Origin of the sequence: Streptomyces sp. TS71-3, assembly GCF_018327685.1 — a bacterium.
Lineage (GTDB): Bacteria > Actinomycetota > Actinomycetes > Streptomycetales > Streptomycetaceae > Streptomyces.
In genome coordinates this window covers 1048960-1064485 of the sequence record NZ_BNEL01000003.1, presented here as the reverse complement: position 1 = coordinate 1064485, position 15526 = coordinate 1048960, and the positions used below count along the sequence as shown (strand labels likewise).

At 71.9% G+C, this 15526-nt stretch carries 15 protein-coding genes; 4 read left to right on the top strand and 11 right to left on the bottom strand.

Annotated features, from left to right (window positions below; translation table 11 throughout):
• Positions 1–18: 18 nt before the first annotated feature.
• The gene (locus tag Sm713_RS28910) at positions 19–618 is read right to left on the bottom strand and encodes a helix-turn-helix domain-containing protein (RefSeq protein ID WP_212912948.1); all 600 of its coding nucleotides are present in this window, start codon (positions 616–618) and stop codon (positions 19–21) included.
• A gap of 77 nt (positions 619–695) precedes the next feature.
• Here Sm713_RS28910 and Sm713_RS28905 point away from each other — a divergent pair, with 77 nt between their 5' ends.
• On the top strand, positions 696–1268 hold the full coding sequence (locus Sm713_RS28905) for an NAD(P)H-dependent oxidoreductase (RefSeq protein WP_249416758.1): 573 nt from the start codon (positions 696–698) through the stop codon (positions 1266–1268).
• A 1-nt stretch (position 1269) separates the two neighbouring features.
• On the opposite strand, the gene Sm713_RS28900 is transcribed toward Sm713_RS28905, so the two are convergent.
• Positions 1270–1545, bottom strand: coding sequence for a DUF397 domain-containing protein (locus Sm713_RS28900; protein ID WP_212912946.1), 276 nt, complete (start codon positions 1543–1545; stop codon positions 1270–1272).
• Positions 1505–2347: a helix-turn-helix transcriptional regulator gene (locus Sm713_RS28895; protein WP_212912945.1), complete on the bottom strand. Its 843-nt coding sequence runs from the start codon at positions 2345–2347 to the stop codon at positions 1505–1507. The genes Sm713_RS28900 and Sm713_RS28895 overlap by 41 nt, the downstream gene beginning before the upstream one ends.
• A 147-nt stretch (positions 2348–2494) precedes the next feature.
• Between Sm713_RS28895 and Sm713_RS28890 the strand changes: the two genes are divergently transcribed.
• Complete coding sequence (locus tag Sm713_RS28890) at positions 2495–2884, top strand: ATP-binding protein (protein WP_212912944.1); 390 nt, start codon at positions 2495–2497, stop codon at positions 2882–2884.
• Positions 2885–3550: 666 nt separating this feature from the next.
• Here the strand turns inward: Sm713_RS28890 and Sm713_RS28885 are convergent.
• From Sm713_RS28885 to Sm713_RS28875, 3 genes are all read right to left on the bottom strand, one after another.
• Positions 3551–4324, bottom strand: a complete 774-nt coding sequence (locus Sm713_RS28885; protein ID WP_212912943.1) for a DUF899 family protein — start codon at positions 4322–4324, stop codon at positions 3551–3553.
• A 510-nt stretch (positions 4325–4834) separates the two neighbouring features.
• Positions 4835–6208, bottom strand: coding sequence for an FAD-binding oxidoreductase (locus Sm713_RS28880; RefSeq protein WP_212912942.1), 1374 nt, complete (start codon positions 6206–6208; stop codon positions 4835–4837).
• Positions 6209–6406: 198 nt separating this feature from the next.
• Positions 6407–7081 carry a class I SAM-dependent methyltransferase gene (locus tag Sm713_RS28875; RefSeq protein WP_249417031.1) on the bottom strand — a complete coding sequence of 225 codons (675 nt, stop codon included), beginning with the start codon at positions 7079–7081 and terminating at the stop codon, positions 6407–6409.
• 421 nt (positions 7082–7502) lie between these two features.
• Between Sm713_RS28875 and Sm713_RS28870 the strand changes: the two genes are divergently transcribed.
• Both Sm713_RS28870 and Sm713_RS28865 read left to right on the top strand, forming a co-directional pair.
• Positions 7503–8594, top strand: coding sequence for an NAD(P)-dependent oxidoreductase (locus Sm713_RS28870; RefSeq protein WP_212912940.1), 1092 nt, complete (start codon positions 7503–7505; stop codon positions 8592–8594).
• 357 nt (positions 8595–8951) lie between these two features.
• Entirely contained in the window at positions 8952–10028 is a 1077-nt protein-coding gene (locus Sm713_RS28865) for a substrate-binding domain-containing protein (RefSeq protein WP_212914924.1), read from the top strand.
• 257 nt (positions 10029–10285) lie between these two features.
• Here Sm713_RS28865 and Sm713_RS28860 read toward each other — a convergent pair whose 3' ends face one another.
• From Sm713_RS28860 to Sm713_RS28840, 5 genes are all read right to left on the bottom strand, one after another.
• Entirely contained in the window at positions 10286–11188 is a 903-nt protein-coding gene (locus Sm713_RS28860) for an oxidoreductase (protein WP_212912939.1), read from the bottom strand.
• A 333-nt stretch (positions 11189–11521) separates the two neighbouring features.
• On the bottom strand, positions 11522–11740 hold the full coding sequence (locus Sm713_RS28855; RefSeq protein WP_212912938.1) for a hypothetical protein: 219 nt from the start codon (positions 11738–11740) through the stop codon (positions 11522–11524).
• A 341-nt stretch (positions 11741–12081) separates the two neighbouring features.
• Positions 12082–13203: a sensor histidine kinase KdpD gene (locus tag Sm713_RS28850; protein ID WP_212912937.1), complete on the bottom strand. Its 1122-nt coding sequence runs from the start codon at positions 13201–13203 to the stop codon at positions 12082–12084.
• A gap of 52 nt (positions 13204–13255) precedes the next feature.
• A complete protein-coding gene (locus Sm713_RS28845; protein ID WP_212912936.1) occupies positions 13256–14074 on the bottom strand; it encodes a response regulator transcription factor in 819 nt (272 codons plus the stop codon).
• A 512-nt stretch (positions 14075–14586) separates the two neighbouring features.
• On the bottom strand, positions 14587–15333 hold the full coding sequence (locus Sm713_RS28840) for a helix-turn-helix domain-containing protein (RefSeq protein ID WP_249416755.1): 747 nt from the start codon (positions 15331–15333) through the stop codon (positions 14587–14589).
• Positions 15334–15526 lie beyond the last annotated feature (193 nt).

The window sequence follows — 15526 nt, the reverse complement described above, 5'->3', positions numbered from 1 at the left end:
TCAGGCCCCTCCCTTCGGTTAGTCTTCGTCTTCGGATTCAGATTCGAGTTCGAGTTCGACCAGCGGACGCTCCCGAACGCTGGTGAGGAACGGATCGGTCGATGGTGACGCCCAAGCGGTAGGGCTGACACGGTGGACGTTGACCTCACGGCGCAGTCGGCGACCGGCGTGTTCCGCGACGTCGAAGAGTTCGTCCGGGTCCGGGCTGCCGACAACCAGCACGTCGACGTCGCCTGGAGGCGGGCCGGATTCTCCGTGATAACGCGCGGCCCACGAGCCGTAGATGTATGCGCGCTCGATCCCCGCGACCCCCCGTAGCGCATCGGCCAGCAGGGGCCGGGGGCCGAAGGACACCTCGATCAGTTCAGTGAGCGGCCGCGCCACAGGCGTGTCCGTACGGGCGGTCACCAGACGCGCGCGGCCGACACGGCGGTCGGCCAGGATTCCGGCCTCCACCAGCCGCTCGATCTCACGCAGCACGGTCGTGTGCGAGACGCCCAGATCACGGGCCAGGTCGGTCAGGCTGAACTCCTGATCAGGATGGAGCAGGACGAGGGCCAGAAGCTCCCCTTGCAGGCGGGACCGCAGCAGCGGCAGAAGTGAGGGCGAATTCTTCATTGGACGCACAATATCGTGCGCCCAATGAATATAACAATGAGTGATAGAACCTCACTCGGAGCAAGGTGCCGGGATCCGTGGCGGGCGTCAGGGCTCCAGGACCGCCAGGACCAGTCGGCCCCGGGTACGCCGCCCTCGGCCGCCGCGTCGAGCGTCTGGGAGGCGTGCAGCTCGGCGACGTCGCCGCCCTCGCCGAGACCGACGACGAGGCGCGCGAATGGGCGCTCACCGAGCCCCTGATCAACGAGGTGCGCGCCGCGCACACCCTGCTCATCGGCTCCCCGATGTACAACTTCTCCGTGCCGGCCACCCTCAAGGCCTGGATCGACCGGCTCACCTTCCCCGCCGCCTTCCACGCCCCCGGCACCGGCGCGTCCGTCCTCGACGGCACCCGCGTCGTCGCCGTCCTCAGCCGAGGCGGCGCGTACGGCCCCGGGACACCCCGCAACGGCCACGACTTCCAGGCCCCCTACCTGCGCACCTACTTCACCAACCTCGGCGTCCCCGAGGACCGCCTGCACATCGTGAAGGCCGAGATGACCATCGCGGGACTCGTCCCCGAACTCGCCCGCTTCCAGGGGTTCGCGGCGGACTCCCTGGAGGCGGCGCGCACGGCGGTACGGTCCCTTGCCACTGACGGCTTCCGGTGACTCAGACGGCGGCGGTCACCGCGCCCGCGAGGAACGCCGCGAAGGCGGCGGTGCTCACGGTCACGGTGCCGTGGTCGGGGTTCTTCGAGTCACGTATCGCTACGTGGGCGGGGGTGGGGGCGAGTTCGACGCACTCGCCCCCGTTGTCTGCGCTGTACGACGACTTGCGCCACTGGATGGCACCGAGCGGTGCGCATTCAACGCATTGACCGCCGTTATCTGCGCTGTACGACGACTTACGCCACGTTGCCGCCGCCAGACCCTGGGACTTTCCCATAACGCTCCTCCATTACTCGGGCGATCAGGGCCGCCGAGTCCTCAACGGAGAGTGCAGCAGCCTGAAGTCGAGCGTAACGGAGCCAACCCTCCCTGACCGCCTCCGGATTTGCCGTCATGTGGCCGGTGTGGAAGTCCTCGGTATAGACGACGTCCGGATCGTCAGGGAAGCGTAGAAGCGTGAAAGTGCCTGGTAGGCCAGCGTGTTGCCCGACGGAGAAAGGCAGCACCTGGATGAACACCTGTCGCTGACTCAACAGGTGTTCAAGTTGCCTTCGCATGATGCCCTTGTTGCCGATCTCCCGGTGCAGCACAGCTTCATCCAGAACGGCCCACGCCAACGGCGGCCCATCCTTCGTCAGGATTTGCTGTCGCTCCAGTCGAGCCGCGACCAGCTCCTCATGGTTGTCCGAATGACCACTCGCACCAAGTACTGCCCTTGCATACTCCTCGGTCTGGAGAAGCCCGTAGACCAGTTGTGCCTGATACGTCGCGATGTAGGTCGCCTTCGCCTCCATCGCCGCATACGGCCGGAACCAGGAAGGCAGCTGGCTCCGCAGAACCAACCCCAGCAACCGGCACATGTGACCGTCTGTCTTGAGCGCTGCGTCCGCCGCCTCGGAGAACTGCCGTGTCGGCACCTTGCTGGCCGTTTCGACCTGCCCAACGAGCGATGCCGTGCAGTACATCAGCTCGGCCAACTGCTTCTGCTGGAGGCCCGCGGCCTCTCTCAGGCGGCGCAGCTCCGACCCGTAGAAGTCGAGCGGAGAAGCGTCGGGATCGAGTTGGCGGATGTTGACCACGGGCGGGCCACCCCCTAGCTCACGCCTGAAGGCGTCGTTTTCGGAAGGTAGCCGAGCGTAGTCGAGTGTGCGCACTCTTGGGGGGTGAATCCCACAACGAATCGGTCGGAGCCCGTACTTGGCACGACATATGGCGTTAGCTTCACCATGAGTGAGCATTCGGCGCGGCATCTGCGCCGGATTCTCCGGGCCTATCTGCTGGCCTGGGAGATGCCGGAGGTGATCGACGCGGGAACGCTCGCGATGACCGAGCTGGTGGCGAACGTCGTGCGGCACGTGCCGGGGCGCCGCTGCTCGTTGCGGATCCTGCGGGAGCCGAAGGGGCTGCGGGTGGAGGTGGCGGACGACGCGCCAGGGCTGCCGCGGATCCCACCGGCCGCGTGTCCGGCGGAGCAGGGTTCCGGGCCCGGGGAGCTGGCCGAGGACGGGCGGGGGCTGCTCCTGCTGGCCGGGGTGGTCGACCGGTGGGGGGTGGTGCCGGAGAAGGGCGAGCCGGGGAAGTCGGTGTGGTTCGAGTGCGACGCGGGGGGTGGCTGAACCCTCCCGTACCCACGGGGAAGCCGGTCTGCCCTCTCGTGTGCGAACGGGCGGGGGCGCAGGGGCGTGCAGCCGGGCGCATGCGGAAGCCCGAGCGGCGGCAGGCCGGCTCCGAGGACGCGGCCGGCCAGCTCCTGAGCGACCACGAACAGGACCCACGCTTCCCCGGGCGGAGCTGGCGATGGCCGTGCTGGGACTGCTCGACATTCACGTGGTCGAGGAGTCCAACGAGCAGGAGCATCTGGTGGACAACCAGAGACCCATGGGCCCCAGCCCCCTACCCCGCCGCAGTCGCCGACGAGACGCGAGGGGACGTGGGGGGATGTGCGCCCTGGGGGTACCTCCCAGGCCCTTAAGGCGCTGGGGGAGGCCGGCGCCAGGCCCAGGGAACGATCCGGGAAACGGGAGGGCGCCGGACCGAGCACGTACATCCCCCCGCGGCCCCGCCCCACAACGACGCAGCCCGCGCCCCACAAGGGGCGCGGGGAACTGCGCAACAAGCCACAGCGAACCCGCAGCAAAAGAACCACCGCAAGGGACAGCGCCCCGATCAGGGGCGCGGGGAACAGCGCAACAGACCACGCCAGACCGGCACCGAAAGGGCGAGCGAGGGGGGTCGGACCCCAAAGGGGGCGCCGGGGGACCCCCACACCCGGCGAACCCGAGTCAGTGGCAGTGGCCCTGCCGGCCAAGGGTCTCCACCGGGGTCGCGCCGGGGCGGGTCCACTGGGGCACGGGGCGGCTGGTCGGGCCCCACGTGTCGTTGCCGTCGGCGTCCGTGCGCCAGTACCAGCACGGTGCGTTCCCCTCGGGCCAGCCCTCGGGGTTGTCCTGCCACGCCTCACCGCGGCCGTAGGGGGTCATGTCGAGCAGGGCGAGGGACGGGGTGAGCGGTTCGTTGCCGCGGCCCGTCGTGGAGTAGGTGAGGAACGTGCGGTCGCCGTCGCGCAGGTAGGAGGTGATGTAACCCATGTGTCCGCCGGCCGGCCCGGCGACGTCGCGCACCGAGTACCAGGGCTCGGTGTAGCCCATGAACGCGACGAAGGGGGCCACCTCGTCCCACCGGCCCGTGGTCACGACGGCGAAGGAGACACCGCGGGCGGCCAGATAGACCATGTCCCTCAGGTGCCAGGCCGCCATGGTGCAGCCCTCGCACTGGCCCTGGTGCGGCGCGCCGTCGTGCCACATGTGCTTGTAGACCATGAGCTCGTCGCGCCCCTGGAACAGGTCAAGGAACGGGACCGGGCCGTCGGGTCCGACGACCTCGACCGTCCCGTCGAACTCCACCATCGGCAGCCGGCGGCGGGCCGCGGCGATGGCGTCGCCCTCGCGGGTGTGGGCCTTCTCCCGGACCAGGAGCTCGTCTCGGGCGGCCTGCCAGGTGGCCAGGTCGACGATGGGCGGGCGGCCGGGCCGTTCGGTGGTCGGTGTGGTGGTCATGGCGTCCTCCGTGGGGTCTCGTGCCGGGCGGCGTCGTACGCGTGGGGTCGTACGCGTAGGGCGCACGACGACGGTCACCGGTACAGACTCCCGACCCACCCGGAACTCATCGCCGCACGTTTCCCCGCGCCCCAGATCCCCACCCGACCAGCCCCTTCCCGTCTCTGTCCCGGCTGACCACCGGCGGGGGCTCTTTGCGCAGTTCCCCGCGCCCCTGATCACGGTCCGACCAGCCCCCTGCCGTCTCTGTCCCGGCTGACTGCCGGTGGGGGTTGCTCGCGCAGTTCCCCGCGCCCCCTTCGGGGCGCCTTCGTGCAGGTGGACAGCCTGCTCAGCCCCGCCGATCAGGGGCGCGGGGAACTGCGCAAAAAACCACACCCAAGCCGCACCCGACCAAAAAGACCAACCCCACACCCCAGGGGCGCGGGGAACTGCGCGAAAAACGGCCCACCGCACCCGAACGAAGCGACCACCCCGACCGGCCAGGACGGAGCCGCGCCCGGCCGGAAGCTACTCGGGAGCGGGTGGGAGGGGGATCCCCGTGAACGCCCCCTCCGGGTCATACCTCCGCTTCGCCGCCCCCAGCCGCGCCGCATTGGGCCCATACGCATGGGCGATCTGCTCATGATGGTCGGCGCCGAGCAACCCCGCGTACCCCCCGGGCAGCGCATGCGGACCGAGCACGTCGGACACCCGCCCGGTCCACGCCCGCTCCGCCGCCCCGTCCCCCTCGTCCCAGCTCGCCACGATCTCCACGACGAAGTGCGGCCTGCGGAACCCGAACGCCGTCCCGACGTCCGGCACTCGCGAGGCCGAGCCGTGGAAGTGGTGGATCGCGATGCCGGTCGACGCGGACGGCAGCCCGTCACCCGCGTCGATCAGCGCCGCGATCACGTTCGGGCTGAACCGGGTGACGGTCCTCGTCCGCAGGTCGTAGCTGCGGTCCCTGGTGGCCCAGCCGTCCGTGAACGCGAACAGCTCGTCGTAGCGGCGGGGTACCACATCCGCCAGCACCGGCGTCCCGAGCTGCTGGAGCTCGTCGACGTACTTGCGCCCCTCCTCCAGGTCCCCGCACCACACCGGGCTGAGGAACACCGCCAGTTCACCGTCGGGGCCGGTGATCAGGCCGCTCTGGACGGTGAGTTCGTCGGGTGAGGAGTGCAGGACGGCACCGAGGCGGTCGAAGACGTCCGCCGCCTGCCCCCACGGGTAGAGGATCATGCCGCCGAGCACCCGGGACACCGGGTGGAGCCTCACGCGCGTCTCCGTGACCACGCCGAAGTTCCCTCCGCCGCCCCGCAGCGCCCAGTACAGGTCGGGCTCGTGCCGGGCGTCGGCGGTCACGGTGCTGCCGTCGGCGAGCACGACCTCCGCGCCGAGCATGTTGTCCGCCGCGAGGCCGTAGCGGCCCATCAGCGGACCGTAGCCGCCACCGAGGGTGAGCCCGGTGAAGCCGACGGTGCGGACGGTTCCGGTCGCGGCGACCAGGCCGTGCGGCACGGCGGCCGCGATGACGTCGTCCGTGGTGGCGCCGCCCTGCACGGTGGCGGTGCGGCTCCCCTCGTCGACGGTGACGGTGCGCATCCGGGTCAGGTCGACGACGAGGCCGTCGGTGCGCAGGGACCGGCCCGCCCAGTCGTGGCCCCCGGCGCGCACGGAGAGCGGGAGCCGGTGCGCGCGGGCGGCGCGGACGGCCGCCTGCACACCGGAGGTGGTGGTGGGGCGGGCCACCAGGGCGGGCCTGCGGGTGACCGCGGCGTTCCAGACGCGGACGGCCTCGTCGAAGCCGGGGCCGCCGTCGAGGAGGACGCCGTCCGCGGGGAGGTGGTCGCGGAGGTGCTGGGCCGCGGCCTCGGCACGGGCGCTCTGCTGGGTGGATGTCATCTCGGGTGCTCCTCCGGGACGGGGTGCACATTCAGCGACGTTCAGCTTCAGCGACGTTCAGCGACATTCCCTGTATACCCAGCGTAGCCCCCGAAGGAACAAACGGGACGAATCGTTCGACTCCGGGGGCCGACTCCGGGTTCCGCCCCCGGGTTCCGACCCCGGGTTCCGGCCCCGGTTCGTCCTGGCAGGTCCGGATCAAGCCTCCGGCTTCCGCCACACCGACACATGGGAACGGCTCTCCGCGGTGAACGGGGTCTCCCCCCAGTCCTCCCACCGCTCGCTCGGCTCCAGGCCCGCGAGCCTGGCCATCAGGTCGAGCTCGGCGGGCCAGACGTAGCGGTGGTGGGAGAGGAACGTGTCCGCGCGGCCCTCGGTGAGCCGGTAGTGGTGCGAGATGAGCCGCTGGGTGACCATGTCGTACGTGTCGAAGCCGACGTGCCCCGCCCCGATGTGGAAGGGGCGCGCCGTCTCCCCGGGGGGCAGGCGCCTCAGTTCGGGGACGAAGACCTCGACGGCGAACCGGCCGCCGGGCCGCAGGTGCCGGGCGGCGTTGCGGAAGCACTCGACCTGCTTGTCCTGGGAGAGCAGGTTGCTGATGGTGTTGAAGACCACGTAGACGAGGGCGAACTCGCCCGGCACCCGGGTGGTGGCCATGTCCCCGACGGTCACCTCGAACTCCGCGCCGGCCGGCTTCGCGCGCAGCTCGGCCACCATCGGCTCCGAGAGTTCGATGCCCGCCACCCGCAGGCCGCGGGCCGCCAGCGGCAGCGCCACGCGGCCGGTGCCGACGGCGAACTCCAGGACCGGTCCCCCGTCCGCGCGGGCGGCCAGGAAGTCGACGGCCGGGTCCAGGACCTCCGGCCGGAACATGAACGCGGAGGACTCGTCGTAGTCCCGCGCCACCTGTTCGCCCCACAGCTGGGTGTCGGCCGGGGCCGTCCCCGCCTGCGCCGGCGCCCGCTTCTCTTTCGTGCCCGTCTGCGTCGTACCCGTCTGCGTCGTGCCCGTCTCCGTCTCCACGACCCGGAAGGCTGCCATGCCGCCGGACCGCCCGGCCACCGGTTTTCGCCCGGCGGCCGGGCGTGGCGCGTGAGGGCGTCCCGCGCTCCCGCGCGTGAGCGCGTCCCGCGCGGGTCGGGCGCGGAGCCCGAGACGACGACACCGCCGCCGAGACCGCCGACGCCGCCGCCGACGCCGCCCCCACGGAGACCGCCCAGCCGGGAGCTTACGGAGGTGTGACGCCCGGCCCCGGTACCGGCCGCACGGGCGCCGCGGACCATAGCGTGAGCGCATGCACGTACTGGTCACCGGCGCAGCCGGGTTCATCGGATCGCAGGTCGTGGAGGTGCTCCAGGAGCGCGGGCACGACGTCGTCGGGTACGACGTCCTGCTGCCCGCGGCGCACCACGGACCGCCCCCGCCCCCGCCGGAGGGCGTGCCGCGCGTCGTGGCGGACGTCCGCGACCGGGACGCGCTGCGGGTCGCGCTCGCCGGCGTCGACGTGGTCTGCCACCAGGCCGCGATGGTCGGCCTCGGCAAGGACTTCGCCGACGCCCCCGACTACGTCGCCTGCAACGACCTCGGCACCGCCGTGCTGCTCGCCACCATGGCCGAGCAGGGCGTCAAGGGACTCGTGCTCGCCGGGTCGATGGTCGTGTACGGGGAGGGCCGCTACGAGTGCGGCCGGCACGGCGTCGTCCGGCCCGGGCCGCGCGCCGCGCACGACCTGGAGGCCGGCCGCTTCGAGCCGCTCTGCCCGCGGTGCGGCGCCGAGCTGCGCCCGGGGCTGGTCGGCGAGGACGCCCCGATGGACCCCCGCAACGTCTACGCCACCACCAAGCTGACCCAGGAGCACCTGGCCGCGTCCTGGGCGCGCACCACCGGCGCGCGCGCCACCTCGCTGCGCTACCACAACGTCTACGGCCCCGGCATGCCCCGCGACACCCCCTACGCGGGCGTGGCCTCCCTCTTCCGCTCGGCGCTCGCGCGCCGCGAGGCGCCGCAGGTCTACGAGGACGGCGGGCAGCGGCGGGACTTCGTGCACGTCCGCGACATCGCCGAGGCGAACGCGCTGGCGATCGAGGAGGTGGCCGCCCTCGGCGGTGCCGACGGCGCCGCGGGCCCCGGCGGCGGCGCCGGAACCCTGACCGCGTACAACGCCGGCAGCGGCACCCCGCACACCGTCGGCGAGATGGCCCAGGCGCTCGCCGACGCGTACGGCGGGCCTGATCCACAGGTCACCGGCGCATTCCGGCTCGGCGACGTGCGGCACATCACCGCCGACTCCGCGCGGCTCCGCGCCGACCTCGGCTGGCACCCCCGGGTGGGGTTCGACGAGGGCATGCGGGACTTCGCCAAGTCCCCGCTGCGCGGAACGGTTTGATCCGGCGACGGCGGTCACGGGTGCCGGATGACGGAGCGGCACCCGGTGATCGCCATCCGTGTTCACTTGATGAACGAGCCGACGCATTGCCATCTCGTTAAGGCTTAGCTCCTTGACGCCATGCGACACCCGGGGTTGGCTTTCTAGCCACTTGGGCCCGTGTAGTGGCCACGCAGGGGAGGAGCCGGGGGAGTGAAGAGCTTTTTTCGTGGAACGGCGCGCGGAGTCAGGGCCGAAGCGGTAATGGGGCCGGGCGACCGGCCCACGGCCGCCGGGGTGCCGGTCGCACGGAATCCGTTCGGGCGGCGTCCGCTCGGGCGGGGCGGCTCGTCGTTCGGCGGGGCCGCCGCCGCGGCGATGTGCGCGCTGGCGCTCGTCCTCACCTCCTGCTCCCACCTGACGGGCTCCGACGACCCCGACGCGCACCGCTCGGTCTCGGGCGACGACGTCAAGGTGGGGCTGCTGCTGCCCGAGAAGGAGACGGCGCGCTACGAGAAGTTCGACCACCCCGGCGTCGAGCGCGAGGTCAAGGCGCTGACGCACGGCCAGGGCACGGTCCTGTACGCGAACGCCGAGTCCAGCGCCAGCAGGCAGCGGGCCCAGATGGACGACATGGTCGCCAAGGGCGTCGACACCATCCTCGTCGACGCGGTGGACGCCAAGTCGATCGCCCCGGCCGTCCGGCGGGCCAAGACCGCCGGCGTCAACGTCATCGCGTACGACCGGCTCGCCGAGGGCCCGGTCGACGGCTACATCACCTTCGACGGCCAGCTCGTCGGCCAGGTGCAGGGCCAGGCGCTGGTGGACGCGCTGGGCGAGGGCGCCGGCAAGAACACCAAGATCGTGATGATGAACGGCTCGCCGACCGACCCGAACGCCGCCCTGTTCAAGGAGGGAGCGCTCTCCGAGCTCCAGGACGTGACGATCGCCAAGTCCTACGACACGGTGGACTGGAAGCCGGAGAACGCCCGCGCCAACATGGCCGCGGCGATCAAGTCCATCGGCGTCAAGAACATCGCGGGCGTCTACTCCGCGAACGACGGTATGGCGGGCGGCATCATCCAGGCCCTCAAGGCCGCGGGCGTCACCAAGATGCCCCCGGTCACCGGCCAGGACGCCGAGCTGGCCGCGGTGCAGCGGGTCCTCACGGGCGAGCAGTACATGACCGTGTACAAGCCCTACCGCGAGGAGGCGGCCGTCGCCGCCGACATGGCCGTCAAGATCTCCAAGGGCCGCATGATCGAGTACGACGCGCTCGCCATGGCCCACTCCAACAACGCCACCACCAAGGGCATCCCCTCGCACCTCGTCCCGGTGCGGCCGCTGACGCAGAAGGCGATCGACTCGACGGTGGTGAAGGACAAGATCTACACGGTCAAGGACATCTGCACGGCCGCCTATCAGGCGGCTTGCCGGTCGATCGGGCTGGAGTAGTACGGGGGCTTCCGGGGCCGGCCCCCCGTCGGACCTCGCCGTTTTCGGCCGTCCCCGGCCCGGGGGACGGGGACGGGGGCGGGGCGGGGGCGGCAGAGACTGCCCCTCCAGGACGGTGGCGGTCTGACGGTCTCGTCGTGGCTGAGCGCTCCCCCACTGCCTTGAGGGCGTGGGAGGTGCCCCCACCCCGCGCCCCTCTGGGGCGCGGGACGACCACCCGTACCCCTCCCGGAGCGCGGAAGAATGCCCCGCACCCCTCAGGGCGCCGGGTGTTGGAGGCGGGCCAGTTCGTCCTGCGAGAGGCGCAGTGCGCCGGCCGCCACGTTCTCGGTCAGGTGGTCGGGGTTGGCGGTGCCCGGGATGGCCAGGACGTGTGGTCCGAGGTGCAGCGTCCACGCCAGCCTGACCTGGGCGGGCGTCGCGCCGTGTGCGCGGGCGACGGTGAGCACGGCGTCGTCGTGCGTGTCGCTTGCCGGTGCTTCGAGCCGATCCCCGGAGATCGCGAAGAACGGCACGAACGCGATTCCCTGTTCGCCGCACGCCTCCACCAGCGCCTGGGTGCCCGCGGGCCGGCGGTCGAGGCTGTACGAGTTCTGTACGCAGACCACCGGGGCGATGGCCTGGGCCTCGGCGAGGTGCTCGGGCCTGACGCCGGAGATGCCCAGGTGGCGGATGAGGCCGGCGTCGCGCAACTCGGCCAGGGCGCCGAAGTGGTCGGAGATCGAGTCCTGGCGCATCCTTCGCAGGTTGACGACGTCGAGGTGGTCGCGGCCGAGCTGGCGCAGGTTCTCCTCGACCTGCCCGCGCAACTGCTCGGGCCTCGCCGCGGTCACCCACCCGCCCGACGGGTCCCGTCCCGGTCCCACCTTGGTGACGATGACCACGTCATCGCGGTACGGGGAAAGCGCCCGGTTGATCAGCTCGTTGGCGGAGCGCAACGGGGAGAAGTAGAACGCTGCGGTGTCCACGTGATTCACGCCGAGCTCGACCGCGCGGCGCAGCATTCCGATCGCCACGTCGCGGTCGATGGGGGCTCCGTCGGAGTTCCCCCTCATGCCGTTGCCGGTCAGGCGCATCGCGCCGAAGCCGAGGCGGTTGACCTCCCGGTCGCCGAGCTTCCAGGTGCCCGCGGCCGCCGCGGTGATCTTCTCCGAGTTCAAGACTGAGGCCCCCTTGTGGTCTGCCACCACTGCCGGCCTCGGAGTATGGGTCACGGCCACAGCGAAGAGAAGGCGCGGACAGCGCGGTGAACGTCACCTGGAACGGCGGAACGAATCGGCCTCGTGTGCGCGTTGGAGATGGTGGTTGGACGTTGTTAGACGTCATTGGACGTTGTTCGACGTTGTTCGACGTTGTTGGGCATTGTTGACGTCATTGGACGTTGTCGGACGTTGCTGGTCGTCGGCACCACGAACGGCAGAAACCGCCACCTCAAGGGTGGCGGTCCCGCTTGTTCCGGGAACGGGGTCCGCCGCTTGTCAGTCCTTCGCTCGTCAGTCCTTCGTGCCGAACGAAGAGAGGTACGTGACCGCGCTCCCCGGCGCCCCCTCCGACATGCACGCCGCGAGCCCCCGCGCCGACCGCTTGACGGCGCGCCCGCCACGGGGCACCGCCTCCCGCTCGTACCGCGCGACGGCTTCGGGCACCGAGGAGGAGCGGGCGACGGCCACGGCCAGTTCGGCGCCGTCCAGCATGGCGAGGTTGGCCCCCATCCCCGCGAACGGCACACGGCGGGGCAGTGGAACGCCGAGAAGTCCCTCGCCGCCTTCGCGGACTTCCCCGAACTGGCGGCCGGCCTGGCCGACTTCGAGGCGTCGAGCCCCGACGAGCGCTTCGCCGACGGCGTGGGCGGCATCCTCGACGGGGTGCGGTACCGGGTGGGGGCGCGGGAGGGGTGAGGGCCGCGGGAAGGGGGAGGGCCGCGGGGGAGGTGAGGGCGCGGGCGGCTTCGGTGGGGCTTCGGGTGCGGGTCTCGGGTGTGCGTCTCGGGTGCGCGTCTCGGGTGCGCGTCGCGAGTGCGCGTCGCGGGGCGGTTTCCGGGTGGGCCGGGGCCTCAGCCCGCCGCCGGCTGTGCGGCCGGCAGGGTGACCTCGAAGCGGCAGCCACCGGTGACGTTGCGGACGCTGGCCTTGCCGTGGTGGGCCTCCACGATGCCGCGCACGATGGCGAGGCCGAGCCCCGCGCCCGCGGGTGGCGTCCGGGCGTCCGAGCCGCGCCAGCCGGTGTCGAAGACGCGCGGCAGGTCGTCCTCGGGGATCCCCCCGCAGCCGTCGGTGACCGACAGCACCACGCCCTGCCCGGCCCGCCGCGCCTCCACGGCCACCGTGCCGTCCGCCGGGGTGCGGCGGATCGCGTTGATGAGGAGGTTGCCGAGCACCCTGCTCATCTCCTTGCCGTCGACCTCCACCGGGACCGCCTCGATCCCGTCCCCCACCAGCCGCACGCCGTGCTCGCGCGCCAGCGGGTCCGCACCGGCGAGCGCGTCGCCCACCAGGTCGTAGACCGACATCCGGGACGGTGTGAGCGCCAGGGTCCCGGCGTGGATCCGGGAGAGTTCGAAGAGGTCGCCGACCATGTCGTTGAGGCGTTCCACCTCGGTGCGCATCCGGCGCAGGTAGCGGTCCGGGTCGGCCACCACGCCGTCCTCCAGCGCCTCCGACATGGCCCGCAGCCCGGCGAGCGGGGTGCGCAGGTCGTGCGAGATCCAGGCGACCAGCTCGCGGCGCGAGGTCTCCAGCGCGCGCTCGCGATCCCGGGAGGCGGCCAGCCGGGCACTGGTGAGTTCCAGTTCGCGGGTGAGGTCGGCCAGCTCGGCGGTGGCCGGCTCCTCGGGGGCCGCGAAGCTGCCCGCCTCGCCGAACGAACGCGTCGCCGCGGCCAGGGCACGGCCGCTGGCCACCACCCAGCGGCCCAGCAGCAGCGCGGTGGCGAGCGAGACGACGGCGGCCATCGCGTCCACCGTCGTCACCACCGAGAGGTCGTGCTCCGACAGGAACATCGCCCAGGCCACCGCCAGCGTGCCCGCCAGCATCGCGAACACCGTGACCCCGGCGACCACCATCAGCGACACCATCAGCGAACGCCGCCGTAGCGCACGGAGCACCACGACACCGAGCAGTCCCGCGGCGGCGGAGCCCAGGAAGGCGAAGAGCGCGATGAGGAGGGTGTCGTACACGGGGGTGTGTCCTTCGGTGGGTTCTTCGGTTTTTGGTCGGGGGCTTGGTCCGCTAGACCGCCGCGGTGCCGCCTGCCTCGCCGGAGACGTCCATGCGGTAGCCGACGCCCCAGACCGTCTGGATCAGGGTGGGCCGGGCCGGATCGTCCTCGACCTTTCCGCGCAGCCGGCGCACGTGCACGGTGACCGTGGAGAGGTCGCCGAAGTCCCAGCCCCAGACCTCCCGCATCAGCTCCTCCCGGCTGAACGCCCGGCCGGGGTTGCGCAGGAAGAAGGCGAGCAGGTCGAACTCGCGGACGGTGAGGGCCAGTTCGGCACCGGTCTTGGTGGCACGGCGCCCCGCCGGGTCGAGGGTCAGACCCGCCGCACTCAGCTGCCCGCCGGGCGGGCGGGCACCGGGTGCGGACAGGCGGCTGCGGCGCAGCACGGACTCGACGCGGAGCACCAGCTCGCGGGGGCTGAAGGGCTTGGTGACGTAGTCGTCCGCGCCCACTTCCAGGCCGAGGATCCGGTCGTCCTCGTCGCCCCGCGCCGTCAGCATGATCACCGGTACCGGGCCCTCCGCGCGCAACCGGCGGCACACCTCCAGGCCGTCCATGCCCGGCAGCATCAGGTCGAGCACGACGAGGTCGGGGCGGTGCGCGGCGGCCTGGGCGAGGGCGGTGGGGCCGTCGGCGGCGCGGTCCACCGTGTGGCCTGCGCGTTCCAGGTAGCCGGAGACCACCTCGGCGACTGTGGGGTCGTCGTCCACTACCAGGACCCGGGCGGGCCGGTCCGACGACACGGGCCGGTCTGGCGACGCGGGGTGAGCCGGGGTGGGGGGTCGGGTCCCCGACTCGGGACCGTCCGGGGGGAGGGAGGGGTACGGCATAGGGATCAGCGTCGCATCCCGGGGGGTCAGGGGTGGGGGGCCGGAGGGGGTGCGGGGGTGATGTCCGCGATTCGTAAGAAAGTGGGGGCGGCGTTTCCGGGGTGGCCGGGGTGCCTCGTTCCGGTGGGGCGGCCTGTGCGGGCACCTCGGGGCGGTGGGGCCATTTGCGCGGTTCCCCGCGCCCCTTTTGCCGTCCTGCCCTTGCTCGGTTCCTTCCACCTCGGGGCGGTGGGCCTTTTTTGCGCAGTTCCCCGCGCCCCTTATCAGCGGCCTTCCCCTGCTCGCTTCCTTCCACCTCAGGCCGGTGGGGCCTCTTTGCGCAGTTCCCCGCGCCCCTTATCAGCGGCCTTCCCCTGCTCGCTTCCTTCCACCTCAGGCCGGTGGGGGACTTCGCGCAGTTCCCCGCGCCCCTGTCGGAGGCCCGGCCCTCGCTGTTCTCCTTCCAGCTCAGGTGCGTGGGGCTTCTCGCGCAGTTCCCCGCGCCCCTTGTCGGGCGCCGTTGCCTCGCCCCTTCACCCGGTCATGGATCGGAGCAGGTCCGCCGTGCGGGTGTCTGCCGGGAAGAAGGTTTCTATCGCTATTTCGTCCAGGGTCACGTCTCGGGGGGAGCCGAAGACCGTGGTGGTGTAGAGGAGGCTGAGGTCGCCGTGGTCCGTGGAGAGGAGGAGGGGGACGACCAGGTCCGTGGTCGGGTCCTTCTCGATGTGGTCCTCGGGGGCCGGGTAGGACTCGATCTCGGACAGCAGGTCCGCCAGGCCCTCCGCTGCCGTGCGGGCGAGTTGGCGGCCGACGCGGCGGCGGACGTGTGCGCGCCACTGGGTGAGGTTCCGGATCCGCCGGGACAGGCCGTCGGGGTGCAGGGTGGCCCTGAGCACGTTCATCGGCGGGTCGCACAGTGCGGGCGGGAGGTCCGCCAGGAAGAACGTCGCGGCGCGGTTCGCGGCGAGCAGTTCCCACCGGGCGTTGACCGCGAGTGCCGGGCTGGGCTCGTGGCCGGCGAGCACGGCCGTCACGGCGGCGCGGGCCGCGCCGAGGTCGGCGAGCGGGCGTTCGCCGTGCACCGGCGCGTAGCCCGCGGCCAGGTACAGGGCGTTGCGCTCGCGCAGTGGCACGTCGAGCTCGTCGCAGAGCCGCTCGATCATGTTCCGGCTCGGGGTGGCGCGCCCGGTCTCGATGCAGCTCAGGTGCCGGGTGGAGAGGTTGGCCGCGAGCGCGACGTCCATCTGCGAACGGCGGCGGCGGGTTCGCCAGCGTCGCACCAGCGATCCGACCGGTTCCGTCCGCGTCGTGGTGAGCGTGTTCCGCCTGACGGCTGTGGTTTCCGTGGCGGCAGTAGTCGCCGTCACGGCTCTGTTCCCCGTACCCGCCATGTTCCCCCCACCGATCGCGCTCCCCGTACCGGCCATGCTCCGAGGGTGGCCGATCCTCGGTACGCCCGGCAATGACCTCGGG

Bases quoted from the DNA above. Each gene is read 5' to 3' on its own strand.
- Sm713_RS28910 (WP_212912948.1), bottom strand. From the start codon at position 618: ATGAAGAATTCGCCCTCACTTCTGCCGCTGCTGCGGTCCCGCCTGCAA.
- Sm713_RS28855 (WP_212912938.1), bottom strand. From the start codon at position 11,740: ATGGGGGCCAACCTCGCCATGCTGGACGGCGCCGAACTGGCCGTGGCC.
- Sm713_RS28845 (WP_212912936.1), bottom strand. From the start codon at position 14,074: ATGCCGTACCCCTCCCTCCCCCCGGACGGTCCCGAGTCGGGGACCCGA.
- Sm713_RS28865 (WP_212914924.1), top strand. From the start codon at position 8,952: ATGTGCGCGCTGGCGCTCGTCCTCACCTCCTGCTCCCACCTGACGGGC.
- Sm713_RS28890 (WP_212912944.1), top strand. From the start codon at position 2,495: ATGAGTGAGCATTCGGCGCGGCATCTGCGCCGGATTCTCCGGGCCTAT.
- Sm713_RS28875 (WP_249417031.1), bottom strand. From the start codon at position 7,081: ATGTTCCGGCCGGAGGTCCTGGACCCGGCCGTCGACTTCCTGGCCGCC.
- Sm713_RS28885 (WP_212912943.1), bottom strand. From the start codon at position 4,324: ATGACCACCACACCGACCACCGAACGGCCCGGCCGCCCGCCCATCGTC.
- Sm713_RS28880 (WP_212912942.1), bottom strand. From the start codon at position 6,208: ATGACATCCACCCAGCAGAGCGCCCGTGCCGAGGCCGCGGCCCAGCAC.
- Sm713_RS28870 (WP_212912940.1), top strand. From the start codon at position 7,503: ATGCACGTACTGGTCACCGGCGCAGCCGGGTTCATCGGATCGCAGGTC.
- Sm713_RS28900 (WP_212912946.1), bottom strand. From the start codon at position 1,545: ATGGGAAAGTCCCAGGGTCTGGCGGCGGCAACGTGGCGTAAGTCGTCG.